We start from the raw sequence: 14,767 nt of genomic DNA, 5'->3' as shown, positions 1-14,767 counted from the left end.
CGCGCCGCCGCTCAGAAAGGAAGCTTCGGCAGGCCACCTTTGCCGCCGCCCATCCGCTTCATCATCTTCATCAGCCCGCCGCCCTTCATCTTCTTCATCATCCCCTGCATCTGCTCGAACTCGTTGAGCAGGCGGTTGACTTCCTGCACCTGCACGCCGGCGCCGGCGGCGATGCGGCGCTTGCGGGTCGCCTTGATGATCTCGGGCTTGCGGCGCTCGGCGGCCGTCATGCTGCAGATGATGCCTTCCTTGCGGCGGATGTCGCGCTCGGCCTTGTCCATGTCCACCTGGCCGGCCTTGGCCTGCAGCTGGCTGGGCATCTTCTCCATCAGCGTCGACAGGCCGCCCATCTGCTTCATCTGGCGGATCTGCGACAGGAAGTCGTTCAGGTCGAAGCCTTCGCCGCTCTTGACCTTGGCCGCGAGCTTCTGCGCTTCCTGCAGGTCGACGCCGGCGGTGACCTGCTCCACCAGCGCGACGATGTCGCCCATGCCCAGGATGCGGCCGGCGTGGCGCTCGGCGTCGAACACCTCCAGGCCGTCGATCTTCTCGGACACGCCGGCGAACTTGATCGGCGCGCCGGTGATCTGCCGCACCGACAGCGCCGCGCCGCCGCGCGAGTCGCCGTCCATCTTGGTCAGCACGATGCCGGTGAGCGGCAGCGCTTCCTTGAAGGCCTTGGCGGTGTTCACCGCGTCCTGGCCCTGCATGGCGTCGACGACGAACAGCGTTTCCACCGGGTTCAGCGCCGCGTGCAGCTCGCGGATCTCGCGCATCAGCGCCTCGTCGATGGCCAGGCGGCCTGCCGTGTCGACCAGCAGCACGTCGAAATACTGCTTGCGCGCGTAGTCGATGGCGGCGCGCGCGATGTCCAGCGGCTTCTGGTCGGGCGTGCTGGGGAACCATTCGGCGCCCGCCTGCTTCGTCACCGTCTTCAGCTGCTCGATGGCGGCCGGGCGGTACACGTCGCCGGAGACGGTGAGCACCTTCTTCTTGCGCTTGTCGACCAGGTGCTTGGCCAGCTTGGCCGTGGTGGTGGTCTTGCCGGCGCCCTGCAGGCCCGCCATCAGGATGACGGCCGGCGGCTGCGCGGCCAGGTTGATGTCCGACACGCCCTCGCCCATGGTGGCGACGAGCTCGCGGTTGACGATGCCCACCAGCGCCTGGCCGGGGTTGAGCGAGCCCACCACTTCCTGGCCGAGCGCCTTGTCCTTCACGCGGGCGACGAAGTCGCGCACCACCGGCAGGGCCACGTCGGCCTCGAGCAGGGCCATGCGCACCTCGCGCAGCATGTCCTGCACGTTGGCTTCGGTGATGCGCGCCTGGCCGCGCATTTCCTTGACGAGACGGGAGAGTTTGTCGGAGAGGGCGGTGGCCATTGGGGGAGGTGGGGCGTTGAGGGTTGGGCGTTCAGCGTGGCGAACGATCCCGCTGATGAAAGCCCGGCGCGCGGTGGGCGTTTGTCGCTCAACGCTCAACGCCGGACGCTCAACGCAGCCTTACACTGCGAACCATGATTCTAGCCAGCGGTTCCACCACGGGCGCCGTGCTGTCGGTGGCCGCGGCGGCCGCCTATGCGGTGCCCGCCGCCGCCGCGTCACGCCTGAGCCAGCGCGGCGCGCGCTGGGGCCTCGTCGTGGCCTGGCTGCTGCACGCGATGGTGCTCGGCTGGATGCTGCTGGGCGACACGCCGCGGTTCGGCTTCGCGCCCGCGCTCTCCGTCACCGCCTGGCTGGTGCTCACCGTGTATGCGGTGGAGCGCGAGATGTTTCCGCAATTGCAGGCGCGCTGGGCGCTGGCCGGGCTGGGCTCGGTGGCGGTTCTGCTCGCGCTCGTGTTTCCAGGCACGCCGCTGCCCCCGAGCACTTCCCCGCTGCTGCCGCTGCACCTGGCGCTGGGCATCGCCTCGTATGGCTTGTTCGCCGCCGCCGTGGTGCATGCGTGGCTGATGCGCCGCGCCGAGCTGTCGATGCGCCAGGGTGCCGACATTCAGGCCGGGCTGCCGCTGCTCACGCTGGAGCGCCTGACCTTCCGCTTCGCCGGCGCCGGCTTCGTGCTGCTGTCGGCCACGCTGCTGGCCGGCCTTCTCTTCGGCGAGCGCCTGTGGGGCCGCGCCTGGCGCTGGGACCAGAAGACCATCTTCTCGGTGCTGGCCTGGGTGGCGTTCGCGCTGCTGCTGCTCGGCCGCGCGCGCTTCGGCTGGCGCGGCCGCACCGCCGTGCGCGTGCTGTACACGGGCTCGCTGCTGCTGCTACTGGCCTACGTGGGCTCGCGCTTCGTCTTCGAAGTGATCCTGGGACGGGCGGCATGATGAAGTTCCTGCTGCTCGCCGTGGTGCTGTGGATCGCCTGGTCGGTCTGGCGATCCAACCGCGTACGGCGCGAACCCGATCCGCCTTCCTCCGCCAAGAGCACGCCCGCGCTGCCGCAGGACATGGTGCGCTGCCCGGTCTGCTCGCTGCACCTGCCGCGTCCAGACGCGGTGGCGGGCACCAGCGGGAAGCTCTATTGCTGCGCCGAGCACCGGCGCAGCGGCGGCGACTGACCGTGGCCGGCGGCGACACGCCAGCGGCGCCCGCGCCCGAGCATTCCGCCTTCGTCCGGCTCTGGCTGGGCTTCGCCACCGCGCGCGTGGGCGTGGCGTTCGTGCTGCTGCTGCTGCTGTTCGGCTTGCGGCTGATGGGATCGCCGGCGGTGTCCGGCTGGTTGCTGGGCATGTGCGGCACGTACTTCGTGGCGGCGCTGGCGGTGCGGGTGCTGATGCGGCCGGCCGATCCCGGCGCCGCGTTCGACCCGCAATGGGTGTCCAGCATCGGCGTCGACCTGGTGGTGTTCGCCTGCCTTCAGTTCCTGCAGGCAGGCGGCATCTATTTCGCGCCTCTCTTCGCCGTGCCGGTGCTCATGGCTTCGGTGCTGGGCACTACGCTGCTCGCGCTGGGTACCGCGGCGGCGGTGGCGCTGCTGCTGCTGGCCGAAGCGTGGGTGATGGCGCTGCAGGTGCCGGCCGAAGTGGCGCAGCGCTTCCTGCAGGCGGGCCTCACCGGCACCGGCTTCTTCGCCCTGGCTTTCCTCGCGCACCAGCTGGCGCTGCGCCTGGCCCGCGAGGAGGAGGCGGCACGCCGCGGCCGCAAGGCGGCCTATATGCAGGCGCAGGTCAACCAGTTGGTGATCGAGACGCTGGGCGACGGCATCCTGGTGGTGGACCCGCAAGGCGAGGTGCAGGCCGCCAATCCCGCCGCTCGCGAACTGCTTTGCCAGGACCCGGCGCGCGGCGGCGCATTGCTGCAGCTCGCGGAAGATTCCGCCTGGGAGCCGCTGGCGGAAATGGCGCGGCTCACCTTCCAGACCGGCCAACCGCATCTGGCCGACGTGTCGCTGCGGCAGGGCGAAGCGCCGGTGCGGCGCGTGTTCGCGCGCACGCGCCTCGCCGCCGCGGGTGAGCAGGACGGCGATGCGCTTTGCGTGCTGTTCCTGCAGGACCTGCGCGAGATGGAAGCGCGGCTGCGCACCGAAAAGCTCGCCGCCATGGGCCGCATGTCCACCGCGGTGGCGCACGAGATCCGCAACCCGCTGGCCGCCATTTCGCAGGCCAACGAACTGCTGGAAGAGGAGCTGAGCGAGCCTTCGCAGCGGCAGCTCGCCGCGCTGGTGCGGCAGAACGCGAACCGCCTGGCGCAGATCGTGGAAGAGATCCTGGACGTGGCCCGCGTTCAGCACCAGGCGCTGGACCCGGCCGCCGCCGCCATCGAACTGGACGCCGCGGTCGGCGCGCATTGCCGCGACTGGGCCGAACAGAACCACGCGGCCGCGCGCCTACAAGTGGCCATGGGGGCGCCGGCGGTGCGCGTCGCCTTCGAGCCGGACCACCTGCGGCGCATCCTGGTGAACCTGCTGGACAACGCGCTGCGCTACGCCTCCACCGCGCCCGACGCGATCCGCGTCGCCACGTCGGGCGGCGACGGCGCGATGCTCACCGTGTGGAGCGATGGGCCGGCGCTGGAACCGGCGGTCGAGCGCCACCTGTTCGAGCCGTTCTTCTCCTCGGAAAGCCGCTCCAGCGGCCTGGGCCTGTACATCTGCCGCGAGCTTTGCGAGCGGCACGGCGCGCGCATCGGCTACCGGCGCGGACCCGCGCCGAGCGGGGACCGGCGCGACGGCAACGTGTTTTTCGTGGCATTCCGCACGGCCTCGCCGTTGGCCCCCAGCGGCACGTTTGCCAGAATGGCGGCTTGAGCGCGCAGCCATCCACCCCCATCGCCCAGGTCCTGGTCGTCGACGACGAACCGGACCTGCGCACGCTCTATGAGCTGACGCTGCTGCGCGAGGGCTACCGCGTCGATTCGGCCGGCACGCTGGCCGACGCATGGCAGCATCTGGAGGAAAAGCGCTTCGACGCCGTCATCACCGACATGCGCCTGCCCGACGGACTGGGCCTGGAGCTGCTGCAGCGCATGCTGGCGCAACAGCGGTCCGAGCGCTGCATCGTCATGACGGCGTACGGCTCCGCCGAGAACGCCGTCGAAGCGCTCAAGGCCGGCGCGTTCGACTACCTCACCAAGCCGGTCGACCTGAAGCAGTTCCGCAGCGTGGTGGCTTCGGCCATCCACGACAAGCAGGTGCCGGTGCGCGCGCGCGGCAACGGCGCGGCGCGCCCCGAGCGTGCCGGCGCCGGCGGGCAATCGGCGCTGGAGCGCCTGGTGGGCAACTCCGCGCCCATGCAGCAGGTCAAGGACCGCATCGCGCGCGTGGCGCGCAGCATGGCGCCCGTGCTGGTGCACGGCGAGTCGGGCACCGGCAAGGAGCTGGCCGCGCGCGCGCTGCACGCCTGCAGCCACCGCAACGACGGCCCCTTCGTCGCGGTGAACTGCGGCGCCATCCCGGAAGCGCTGCTGGAAGCGGAATTCTTCGGCGCCCGCAAAGGCTCCTACACCGGCGCGACGGCCGACCGCGTGGGCTACTTCCAGGCGGCCGAAGGCGGCACGCTGTTCCTCGACGAGATCGGCGACCTGCCGCTCGCCATGCAGTCCAAGCTGCTGCGCGCCATCCAGGAAAGGCAGGTGCGCGCGCTGGGCTCGACGCAGGAAGATGCGGTGGACGTGCGCATCGTCAGCGCCACCCACCGCGACCTGGCGGCCGACGTCGCCGCGGGGCGCTTCCGCCAGGACCTGTACTACCGCCTGAACGTGATCGAGATCGTGGTGCCGCCGCTGCGCGAGCGCCGCGAGGACCTGCCCGCGCTGGCGCAGGCGCTGCTGTCGCGCATCGCCACCGAGTCCGGCATGCCGGCGCCGGAGCTCGCGCCTGCGGTGCTGGAACAGCTGGCTTCGCATCCCCTGCCGGGCAACGTGCGCGAACTGGAAAACCTGCTGCACCGCGCGGTGGCGCTGTCCGACGGGCACTCGCTGCAGGTCGATGCCTTCTGCAGCGCCGTGCCCGCCCCCGCATCGACGCCGCCCGGATCCGGCGCCCCCGCGGAGCCGGGTCCGGCTGCCATCGCGGCGCCGGCGCCGCAGCCGCCCATGCCTGCCGACCTGCAGGGCTGGCTGGACGAGCAGGAGCGCGACATCCTCGTGCGTGCGCTGCAGGAAACCGGCTTCAACCGCACCGCGGCCGCGCAGCGCCTGGGCCTGTCGCTGCGGCAGATCCGCTACCGCATCGCCCGGCTGGCCATCGCGGCGCCGGGCGACGACGCGAATGAACCTGCCGCCTGACGACGGCGCGCTGTGGTCCGCCGGCTGGTACCGCTTCGCGCGGCGGCTGGACTCCCCGAACTTCGGCCCGCGGCCACCCGCCACCGCCATCGAGCTGGTGGTGGTGCACTCCATCAGCCTGCCGCCGGGACGCTACGGCGGCGGCGAGGTGCAGGCGCTCTTCACCAACACGCTGGACTGGGACGCGCATCCGTACTTCCAGTCCATCCGCGGCCTGCAGGTGTCGTCGCACTTCTACGTGCGCCGCGGCGGCGAGCTGTGGCAGTTCGTCAGCTGCGACCACCGCGCGTGGCACGCGGGCCGGTCGTCGTGGCAGGGGCGGGACGACTGCAACGACTGGTCGGTGGGCATCGAGCTGGAAGGCCTGGAGGGCGAAGCTTTCGAGCCCGCGCAATACGAGGCCTTGTCGGGCCTGTGCGCCGCCATCGCGCAGCGCTACCCGGTGCGCTGGATCGCGGGCCACGAACACATCGCGCCGGGGCGCAAGCAGGATCCCGGCGCGGGCTTCGACTGGCCGCTGTTGCAGCGAAGCCTCGGGTGGCGCGAATCATCGTTCCCACCCGCTGAGTAACGGCATGTTTCGGCTTTGTGGTTGAGTTGCATGCGCGCGAATCGCGTTCGTGCGCGGCGATGCCTCGAAGCGCGGGCGTGCAGCAAGCATCCATGCGGGCTGCGAGGCGATTTGGCCCGCACGCCCGCGCCATTTCTGGGCGGAGGATGATCCATCACGCGCGCATGCGGCGCGTGTGCGGACGGCACGAAAGGACTCACATGCTGTCCACAGGCCATCCACTTGCAGTCCACCGGGCGAACCACTACCTATAGTGCTTGATCCCACGCGGGGCGCTAGATATAGTGCCCCAGCCGACAAGGAGCGATTACACTTCGCGCCCTTTCCAAGAACAAACTGCAGCAGGAGAAGACATGCAATCTGTGTCCAGCGTCACCAGCACCCCTGTCCAACCTTCGGCCGGCCTGGGCGCCGTCTCGGCCGCCGCTCCCGCCGCCGCCGGCGCGCTGTCCCACTACCAGATCATCCGCCGCAACGGCGCCGTCGTTCCCTTCGCGCCCGACAAGATCGCCATCGCGATGATGAAAGCCTTCCTGGCCGTGCACGGCACCCAGGGTGCCGCTTCCGCCAGCGTCCGCGAAACCGTCGACCAGCTCACGCAGAGCGTCATGCGCGCCATGGTGCGGTCGCGCCCGGGCGGCGGCACCTTCCACATCGAGGACGTGCAGGACGCCGTGGAACTGGGCCTGATGCGCGGCGGCCACCACGAAGTGGCGCGTGCCTACGTGCTGTACCGCGAGCGCCGTTCGCAGGAACGCGCCAAGCAGGGCCAGCCGGCCGTGGCCGAAGCGCCCGCGCTGCACGTCATCGACGGCGGCCGCCGCATCGCGCTGGACCTGGGCCAGCTGAAGGCGCTGATCGAGAACGCCTGCACGGGCCTGTCGGCCGACGTAAAGGCCGAGCCCATCGTCGCCGAGACGATGCGCAACCTGTACGACGGCGTGCCGATCGACGAGGTGTACAAGGCGTCCATCCTGGCCGCGCGCACGCTGATCGAGAAGGATCCCGACTACACCTACGCCACGGCCCGCCTGCTGCTGCACACCATCTTCAAGGAAGTGCTGGGCCAGGACGTCACGCCGGCCGCCGCGGCCGAGGCCTACGCCGACTACTTCCCCGGCTTCATCAAGAAGGGTGTCGAAGCCGAGCTGCTGAACCCCGAGCTGCTGCAGTACGACCTGAAGAAGCTGGGTGCCGCGCTCAAGGCCGACCGCGACACCAAGTTCGACTACCTGGGCCTGCAGACCCTGTACGACCGCTACTTCCTGCACGTGCGCAAGACGCGCATCGAGCTGCCGCAGGCCTTCTTCATGCGCGTGGCCATGGGCCTGGCGCTCAACGAGATCGACCGCGAGACGCGCGCCATCGAGTTCTACGAAGTGCTGTCCAGCTTCGACTTCATGTCGTCCACGCCGACGCTGTTCAACAGCGGCACGCTGCGCAGCCAGCTGTCGTCGTGCTACCTCACCACGGTGCCGGACGACCTGGACGGCATCTACGAGTCGATCAAGGAAAACGCCCTGCTGTCCAAGTTCGCGGGCGGCCTGGGCAACGACTGGACGCGCGTGCGCGCCCTGGGCTCGCACATCAAGGGCACCAACGGCGAATCGCAGGGCGTGGTGCCGTTCCTGAAGGTGGTGAACGACACGGCCGTGGCGGTCAACCAGGGTGGCAAGCGCAAGGGCGCGGTCTGCACGTACCTGGAGAGCTGGCACCTGGACATCGAGGAATTCCTGGAGCTGCGCAAGAACACCGGCGACGATCGCCGCCGCACCCACGACATGAACACGGCCAACTGGATCCCGGACCTGTTCATGCGCCGCGTGATGGAAAAGGGCGAGTGGACGCTGTTCTCGCCGTCGAACGTGCCCGACCTGCACGACAAGTTCGGCACCGAGTTCGAGAAGGCGTACGTCGCCTATGAAGAAAAGGCCAAGCGCGGCGACATCAAGCCCAGCAAGTCGGTGCCCGCCACCGACCTGTGGCGCAAGATGCTCTCCATGCTGTTCGAGACCGGCCACCCCTGGATCACGTTCAAGGACGCCTGCAACGTGCGCAGCCCGCAGCAGCACGCCGGCGTGGTGCACTCGTCCAACCTGTGCACCGAGATCACGCTCAACACCAGCGACAGCGAGACGGCCGTCTGCAACCTGGGTTCGGTGAACCTGGTGCAGCACCTGAAGAATGGCGCCGTCGACCAGGACAAGCTCAAGCGCACGGTGCAGGTCGCCATGCGCATGCTGGACAACGTGATCGACATCAACTACTACGCGGTGAAGAAGGCGCGCGACTCCAACATGCGCCACCGTCCGGTGGGCCTGGGCATCATGGGCTTCCAGGACGCGCTGTACGAGCTGCGCATCCCCTACGCGTCCGAGCAGGCGGTGGAATTCGCCGACAAGTCGATGGAAGCGGTCTGCTACCACGCCTACTGGGCGTCCACCGAGCTGGCCCGCGAGCGCGGCCGCTACTCCAGCTACAAGGGCTCGCTCTGGGACCAGGGCGTGCTGCCGCTGGACACGCTGGAGCTGCTGGCCAGCCAGCGCGGCGGCTACGTCGAGGTCGACCGCTCCGCCTCCCTGGACTGGGACGCGCTGCGCAAGAAGATCGCCGCCGACGGCATGCGCAACAGCAACTGCATCGCCATCGCGCCGACGGCCACCATCTCCAACATCATCGGCGTGGACGCGTCCATCGAGCCCTGCTTCGGCAACCTGTCGGTCAAGTCCAACCTGTCCGGCGAGTTCACCGTCATCAACCACTACCTGGTGCGCGACCTCAAGCGCCTGGGCCTGTGGGACGACGTGATGGTCATGGACCTGAAGCACTTCGACGGCTCGCTGCACCCCATCGACCGCGTGCCGCAGGACGTGAAGGCGCTGTACGCCACCGCGTTCGAGGTGGAACCGGTGTGGCTGGTGGAAGCTGCCGCGCGCCGCCAGAAGTGGATCGACCAGGCCCAGTCGCTGAACATCTACATGGCCGGCGCGTCGGGCAAGAAGCTGGACGAGACGTACAAGCTGGCGTGGCTGCGCGGCCTGAAGACCACCTACTACCTGCGCACCACCAGCGCGACGCACGCCGAGAAGTCGACGGTGCAGTCGGGCCGGCTGAACGCGGTGTCGTCGGGTGCGGGTACGGGCGGCATGAACGCACTCGAAGCCGCGGCCGCCGCGGCGCAATCGCAGATCGAAGCGTCGTCGCCCGCCACCGACATCAAGTTCTGCGCGATCGACGATCCGGGCTGCGAAGCCTGCCAATGAACGAAGAGGTGTCGGCGTTCTCCGACAGGACGCCGATGCAATCAAGCAACAAAATCCGCGCGTGATGTGAACGAACACTTTTCAACACACATCACTGCCCGGATAATCCGAGCACTGGACATCACATGCTGACCTGGGACGACGAAGTCAAGCCCCAATCGCCAATCCCGAGCAGCGGTTCATTCTCGAACCGCGAGGTGAACTCTCCCTTGCCGCAAGCGGCGCTCGACGTCCAGCCCCTGGCACAACCCGCGATCCGCACGCTGAACGACGGCGCACAGGTCCCCGCGTCGCAGCCCACGGCTTCGCGCGGCGCGGAAGCGGCCAGCACGCGCCGCGTCAACGCGGCCGACAAGCGCATCATCAACGGCCAGACGGACGTCAACCAGCTGGTGCCGTTCAAGTACAAGTGGGCCTGGGAGAAGTACCTCGCCACCTGCGCCAACCACTGGATGCCGCAGGAAGTGAACATGACGCGCGACATCGCGTTGTGGAAGGACCCCAACGGCCTGTCCGAGGACGAGCGCCGCATCGTCAAGCGCAACCTCGGCTTCTTCGTGACGGCCGACTCGCTGGCCGCCAACAACATCGTGCTGGGCACCTACCGCCACATCACGGCGCCCGAGTGCCGCCAGTTCCTGCTGCGCCAGGCGTTCGAGGAGGCGATCCACACGCACGCCTACCAGTACATCGTGGAATCGCTCGGCCTGGACGAGTCCGAGATCTTCAACGCGTACCACGAGGTCCAGTCGATCCGGGACAAGGACAACTTCCTGATCCCGTTCATCGACGCGATCATGGACCCCGACTTCCACACCGGCACGCCGGAGAACGACCAGACGCTGCTCAAGAGCCTGATCGTCTTCGCCTGCCTGATGGAAGGCCTGTTCTTCTACGTCGGCTTCACCCAGATCCTGGCGCTGGGCCGGCAGAACAAGATGACCGGTGCCGCCGAGCAGTACCAGTACATCCTGCGGGACGAGTCGATGCACTGCAATTTCGGCATCGACCTGATCAACCAGCTGAAGCTGGAGAACCCGCACCTCTGGACGTCCGAGTTCAAGGCCGAGATCAAGGCCCTGTTCCAGAAGGCCGTCGAGCTCGAATACCGCTATGCCGAGGACACCATGCCGCGTGGCGTGCTGGGCCTCAATGCCTCCATGTTCAAGGGCTACCTGCGCTACATCGCCAACCGGCGCGCCACGCAGATCGGCCTGGAAGCGCTGTTCCCCAACGAGGAGAACCCCTTCCCGTGGATGAGCGAGATGATTGACCTGAAGAAAGAGCGCAATTTCTTCGAAACCCGCGTGATCGAATACCAGTCGGGTGGCGCGCTTTCCTGGGATTGATGGCAACTGCGAGAAGTTTGGGTTTGTGAGTTATCGCCCGCAACGGCAGACCGGCCACAAGAGCCGGCGCCCTGCGGGCCACGGTGTTCATGCGGCTGGGCCCCGGCCCAACCGCATGGATCGCTGGTCGCCACCAACAAGCGACCAGTGCTTCTTTGGTTGATGTTGATGTCAACTTAGACAGGAGAATGGAAATGGCAACTGCGAAGAAAGCCGCCGCGAAGAAACCCGCGGCCAAGAAGTCGGCCGCCAAGAAGGCCCCGGCGAAGAAGGCCACGGCCAAGAAGGCTCCGGCGAAGAAGGCCGCTGCCAAGAAGGCCCCGGCGAAGAAGGCTGCCGCCAAGCGCGCTCCGGCCAAGAAGGCCGCTGCGAAGAAGGCGCCGGCGAAGAAGGCCGCCGCGAAGCGCGCGCCTGCGAAGAAGGCCGCTGCGAAGAAGACTGGCGCCAAGAAGGCCGCCAAGAAGGCGCCTGCGAAAAAGGCCGCGAAAAAGGCCCCTGCGAAAAAAGCGGCGAAAAAGAAGGCCCCTGCGAAAAAGGCAGCGAAGAAGGCGGCGAAGAAAGCGCCTGCGAAGAAGGCCGCGAAAGCGCCTGCTGCCAAGCCCGCGGCTGCGCCTGCCGCGACTGCGGCTCCTTCGGCGCAAACCACGCTGAACCCGCAGGCCGCCTGGCCTTTCCCGACGGCTTCCAAGCCCTGAGACGGCAGTACGCGTCTCTCAAGCCCGGCTCCGGCCGGGCTTTTTCGTTGGGGCTGCCGGATGCGGACGCCCTTACGCAGAGTCCGCGGAGGACCCGCAGAGTTCGCAGAGAACTACATTTGATTTTCTTTGCTCTGCGTCCTCTGCGAAGTCTCCGCGCTCTCTGCGCAAGGGAGTCCGATTTCCATGCCACGTGCTCCACAACCCGACCTGTTCGGCGCGCCCCCGCCCACATTGCCCCCGGGTATGCGCTACGAGGAAGAGTTCCTGAGTGCCGCCGAGGAAGCCGCGCTGCTGGCCGACATCCAGGCCCTTCCCCTGCGGCCGATGAAGTACCAGGGCTTCACCGCGCTGCGCCGCGTGGTGAGCTACGGCGGCCAGTACGACTTCAGCGCGCAACGGCTGAACGAAGCGCCGCCCATCGCACCCTGGCTGCAGCCGCTGCGCGAGAAGGCCGCGGCGTGGCTGGGCATGGCTCCGGCGCGTTTCACGCAGGCGCTGGTCGCGGAATACCGGCCGGGCACGCCGCTGGGATGGCACCGCGACGTGCCGGACTTCGAGGACGTGGTGGGCATCTCGCTGCTGGCGGACGCGACGATGCGCTTTCGCCCTTACCCGCCACGCGAGCCCAGGCGCGCGGACGTCATGAAGCTGGCGGTGGCGCCGCGCTCCATCTACCTGCTGCGCGGCCCGGCGCGCTGGGAATGGCAGCACGCGGTCTCGCCGACGAAGGCGCTGCGCTACTCCATCACTTTGCGCACGCCGTCGAACCGGCGCTGATCGCGCTCAGCTGGCTTCGGCAGACGCCAGGGCGATGCGCCGGCGCAGGCGCGCGGCCTCTTCCGCCGCGCCGCGCTGCTCCGCCAGCCGCAACTGCGCGCCCAGCCAGGCGAGCAAGGGACGCCGCCAGCCTTGCGACGAAGCGGTGTCGGCGGCCAGCTGCAGCACCTCGGGACTGGCGCGATTGGCGCGGAACACCACGCCCGCCGCCACCAGGCGCGCCATTGGGTCCGCGATCGCGTTGAGCGCAGCGGCATCGCCGCGGCCATTCGCCACCGCGCGGTGCTGCGCCGGCAGCAGATCCGCGGCCGCAGGCTGCGCCAGAAGGTAGTCGGCATACGCGCGCTCCGGCGCGGGCGAGTCCTGGCGCAGCGCCTCGAAGCCGGCGCAAGGCTCGAACGCCAGGCTGGCCACCTGCAGCGCGCAGCGGGTGAGCTCCGCGCGCGCCACCAGGCCTGCTTCGCCGGTGGCCGCCAGCTCGCGCCGCGCCAGCGCGAACTCGGCGTCCGCCGCGCGCGCGGCGCCCGAGAGGTACGCCTTCTCGTAGCGCTCCAGCGCGCCATGCGCGTTGGCCTGCCAATCGGGCGCGAGCGGCTTGTTGCCGCAGCCGGCCAACAGCACCGCCATCGCCATGAAAACCACGCGCTTCATGGAACCCGTATCTCCTGGTCGCGCGCGAACGGCCACTTGCGGTTGATCTCGTTGATCAGCCCTTCGACCTTGCGCAGGTTGGCTTCCACCTCGCCGCGCAGCGTGCCCAGGTCCTGCGTGGCGCCGCGAACGTTGGCGCTGGCGGCCTGCGCTTCGACCAGCACCGCGTCCACCTTCTTCAGGCTCGCGCGCGCATCGGCCAGCAGGCCATTCAGCTGCTGCACCGTGGCGCGCGCATCCTTGACGACGCCATCGGGGCCGAACACCTGCCGGTCGGCGTTGCCCGCCAGCGAATCCAGGCGCGAGAGCAGCGCGTTGGTGCGCTCCAGCGTGGTGAGAATCCGGCGCGCGTCGTCGTCGTTGCCCATGAGCACGCCGAGCGCGCCGCCCTTGCCGTTGAGCTTGTCGGTCAGCTTCTGCACGTTGGCCAGGCTGTTGCGCAGCGCGGCATCTTCGGCCGTCATGGCGGTGAGGTTCTCCAGCACTTCGCGGGCGGAAGAGATGACGCGCGGCAGTTCCGCGGTCGCGTCGCCGCGAAGCACCGGCCGCTCCGCCCCCGGCGGCAGCACCGGATCGGTCAGCACGCCGCTGTAGGCCTTGATGGCGGTGCCGCCGACCAAGCCGCGCACCATGGTGAACACGCTGCTGCTGCGCAGCCAGTGCGCGTCCTTGCTGGCCACGTCGATGAGGATGCGCACGCCGCCCGTGGGCGCCAGTTCCACCTGGCGCACGCGGCCGATGGGAAAGCCCGAGAACGTCATGTCCATGCCAACCGAGACGCCCTCCGAATCGTCGGTGGTCAGCACCAGCGGCTGCGTGGCCTCGAACCAGCCGCGCGCATGCAGCAGGTACACAACCGATCCGCCGATCAGCAGCACGGTGAACAGCAGCAGCAGCCGCGCCTTGGCGGCCAGGTGCGGCACAGGCGGTGCGGCCGCGGGTTCCGAATCCTGTAGGGGGGTCTCGGCCATGCGATCAGTAGTAGTTGCCCACCAGCGAAGCCGCTTCCAGCAGCAGCAGGACGGCGAACATGCGCACCAGTCCTTGCAGTGCCGCGCTTTCGCGCTGGCTGGGCGCCGCGATGTCGTTGGCGCCCGAAGCCATCGGGATCACCGCGACCGCCACCGCGAAGAAAACGGTCTTCAGCATGAAGATGAGCGCGACGGTGGGTTCGAACACGTGGCCGAACATGCGCGTGTACGCGGGCAGGCCGGCCAGCGTGTCGCCGTAGACGGCCAGGTAAGCCACGATGCCCGCGACCACGCAGCTCAGCGCCGCCAGCGTGACGACCGCGTAGCCGCCGGCCAGCATGCGCGGCATGACCTCGCGCACCAGCGGGTCGACGCCCGCGCGGCGCAGCGACTGGAAGTGGCCGTTGCGCCGCATCTCGGCCACCGCGGCGCCGTTGGGGATGGTGCAGCGCAGGGCGACGAACAGCGCGGCGATCAGCGGGATCAGCTCCAGCACCAGCACGCGGATCACCATTTCCAGCGCGTACTGCGACACGCCATAGCTGTAGGCGGTGACCACCACGATGCGCGTGATCACGACGGTGAGCAGCGCCGCCAGGATGGAAAAGCCGGGCAGGATGGGCGCGGTGTCCTGGTACGCGTGGCGGGCCAGGTTCTGCCGCATGCCTTCGTCGCTCCAGCCGTGGCGCGTGAGCGGCAGCACCAGCAGCAGCGCCGCGTACATGATGGCGCCCCACCAGCCGAGCACCCAGCGCAGCGCCGCCTGGTCCAGGCGGC

General features: G+C 68.9%; 13 protein-coding genes. 9 read left to right on the top strand and 4 right to left on the bottom strand.

The window, feature by feature from the left end:
- Window positions 1–11: 11 nt before the first annotated feature.
- Window positions 12–1,379 carry a signal recognition particle protein gene (ffh, locus tag EZ216_RS08150; RefSeq protein WP_135249253.1) on the bottom strand — a complete coding sequence of 456 codons (1,368 nt, stop codon included), beginning with the start codon at window positions 1,377–1,379 and terminating at the stop codon, window positions 12–14.
- A gap of 134 nt (window positions 1,380–1,513) precedes the next feature.
- Here ffh and EZ216_RS08145 point away from each other — a divergent pair, with 134 nt between their 5' ends.
- The 9 genes from EZ216_RS08145 to EZ216_RS08105 all read left to right on the top strand — a co-directional run bounded on the left by EZ216_RS08145 (window position 1,514) and on the right by EZ216_RS08105 (window position 12,368).
- Window positions 1,514–2,311, top strand: a complete 798-nt coding sequence (locus EZ216_RS08145) for a cytochrome C assembly family protein (RefSeq protein ID WP_135249252.1) — start codon at window positions 1,514–1,516, stop codon at window positions 2,309–2,311.
- The gene (locus tag EZ216_RS08140; protein ID WP_135249776.1) at window positions 2,311–2,544 is read left to right on the top strand and encodes a PP0621 family protein; all 234 of its coding nucleotides are present in this window, start codon (window positions 2,311–2,313) and stop codon (window positions 2,542–2,544) included. The genes EZ216_RS08145 and EZ216_RS08140 overlap by 1 nt, the downstream gene beginning before the upstream one ends.
- A 2-nt stretch (window positions 2,545–2,546) precedes the next feature.
- A complete protein-coding gene (locus EZ216_RS08135; protein ID WP_135249251.1) occupies window positions 2,547–4,232 on the top strand; it encodes a sensor histidine kinase in 1,686 nt (561 codons plus the stop codon).
- The gene (locus EZ216_RS08130; protein WP_205959642.1) at window positions 4,229–5,710 is read left to right on the top strand and encodes a sigma-54-dependent transcriptional regulator; all 1,482 of its coding nucleotides are present in this window, start codon (window positions 4,229–4,231) and stop codon (window positions 5,708–5,710) included. The genes EZ216_RS08135 and EZ216_RS08130 overlap by 4 nt, the downstream gene beginning before the upstream one ends.
- Window positions 5,694–6,281 (top strand): 1,6-anhydro-N-acetylmuramyl-L-alanine amidase AmpD, encoded by a 588-nt coding sequence (ampD, locus tag EZ216_RS08125; protein WP_135249250.1) that lies wholly within the window; start codon window positions 5,694–5,696, stop codon window positions 6,279–6,281. Before EZ216_RS08130 ends, ampD begins: the two co-directional genes overlap by 17 nt.
- 353 nt (window positions 6,282–6,634) lie before the next feature.
- Window positions 6,635–9,544, top strand: a complete 2,910-nt coding sequence (locus EZ216_RS08120; RefSeq protein ID WP_135249249.1) for a ribonucleoside-diphosphate reductase subunit alpha — start codon at window positions 6,635–6,637, stop codon at window positions 9,542–9,544.
- Window positions 9,545–9,669: 125 nt separating this feature from the next.
- A complete protein-coding gene (locus EZ216_RS08115) occupies window positions 9,670–10,893 on the top strand; it encodes a ribonucleotide-diphosphate reductase subunit beta (RefSeq protein ID WP_135249248.1) in 1,224 nt (407 codons plus the stop codon).
- A gap of 194 nt (window positions 10,894–11,087) precedes the next feature.
- Window positions 11,088–11,588 carry a histone H1-like DNA-binding protein gene (locus EZ216_RS08110; protein ID WP_135249774.1) on the top strand — a complete coding sequence of 167 codons (501 nt, stop codon included), beginning with the start codon at window positions 11,088–11,090 and terminating at the stop codon, window positions 11,586–11,588.
- 246 nt (window positions 11,589–11,834) lie between these two features.
- Entirely contained in the window at window positions 11,835–12,368 is a 534-nt protein-coding gene (locus tag EZ216_RS08105; protein WP_239024315.1) for an alpha-ketoglutarate-dependent dioxygenase AlkB, read from the top strand.
- 6 nt (window positions 12,369–12,374) lie between these two features.
- Here the strand turns inward: EZ216_RS08105 and EZ216_RS08100 are convergent, their stop codons facing one another.
- From EZ216_RS08100 to EZ216_RS08090, 3 genes are read right to left on the bottom strand one after another with little or no spacing between them, the layout of a single operon-like run.
- The gene (locus EZ216_RS08100; RefSeq protein ID WP_135249246.1) at window positions 12,375–13,019 is read right to left on the bottom strand and encodes a hypothetical protein; all 645 of its coding nucleotides are present in this window, start codon (window positions 13,017–13,019) and stop codon (window positions 12,375–12,377) included.
- Complete coding sequence (locus EZ216_RS08095) at window positions 13,016–13,990, bottom strand: MlaD family protein (RefSeq protein WP_135249245.1); 975 nt, start codon at window positions 13,988–13,990, stop codon at window positions 13,016–13,018. Before EZ216_RS08095 ends, EZ216_RS08100 begins: the two co-directional genes overlap by 4 nt.
- Window positions 13,991–13,994: 4 nt before the next feature.
- Entirely contained in the window at window positions 13,995–14,714 is a 720-nt protein-coding gene (locus EZ216_RS08090) for an MlaE family ABC transporter permease (RefSeq protein ID WP_135249773.1), read from the bottom strand.
- Window positions 14,715–14,767 lie beyond the last annotated feature (53 nt).

Origin of the sequence: Ramlibacter humi (assembly GCF_004681975.1) — a bacterium.
Classification (GTDB): Bacteria; Pseudomonadota; Gammaproteobacteria; order Burkholderiales; family Burkholderiaceae_C; genus Ramlibacter; species Ramlibacter humi.
The sequence above is the reverse complement of the archived record's forward strand: the minus strand, read 5'-3'. Positions and strand labels throughout refer to the sequence as shown.

What these genes read in the sequence shown, in the direction of transcription:
- ffh (WP_135249253.1), bottom strand. Translation starts at nt 1,379, where the DNA reads ATGGCCACCGCCCTCTCCGACAAACTCTCCCGTCTCGTCAAGGAAATG.
- EZ216_RS08145 (WP_135249252.1), top strand. Translation starts at nt 1,514, where the DNA reads ATGATTCTAGCCAGCGGTTCCACCACGGGCGCCGTGCTGTCGGTGGCC.
- EZ216_RS08140 (WP_135249776.1), top strand. Translation starts at nt 2,311, where the DNA reads ATGAAGTTCCTGCTGCTCGCCGTGGTGCTGTGGATCGCCTGGTCGGTC.
- ampD (WP_135249250.1), top strand. Translation starts at nt 5,694, where the DNA reads ATGAACCTGCCGCCTGACGACGGCGCGCTGTGGTCCGCCGGCTGGTAC.
- EZ216_RS08120 (WP_135249249.1), top strand. Translation starts at nt 6,635, where the DNA reads ATGCAATCTGTGTCCAGCGTCACCAGCACCCCTGTCCAACCTTCGGCC.
- EZ216_RS08115 (WP_135249248.1), top strand. Translation starts at nt 9,670, where the DNA reads ATGCTGACCTGGGACGACGAAGTCAAGCCCCAATCGCCAATCCCGAGC.
- EZ216_RS08110 (WP_135249774.1), top strand. Translation starts at nt 11,088, where the DNA reads ATGGCAACTGCGAAGAAAGCCGCCGCGAAGAAACCCGCGGCCAAGAAG.
- EZ216_RS08105 (WP_239024315.1), top strand. Translation starts at nt 11,835, where the DNA reads ATGCGCTACGAGGAAGAGTTCCTGAGTGCCGCCGAGGAAGCCGCGCTG.
- EZ216_RS08100 (WP_135249246.1), bottom strand. Translation starts at nt 13,019, where the DNA reads ATGAAGCGCGTGGTTTTCATGGCGATGGCGGTGCTGTTGGCCGGCTGC.
- EZ216_RS08095 (WP_135249245.1), bottom strand. Translation starts at nt 13,990, where the DNA reads ATGGCCGAGACCCCCCTACAGGATTCGGAACCCGCGGCCGCACCGCCT.
- EZ216_RS08090 (WP_135249773.1), bottom strand. Translation starts at nt 14,714, where the DNA reads ATGTACGCGGCGCTGCTGCTGGTGCTGCCGCTCACGCGCCACGGCTGG.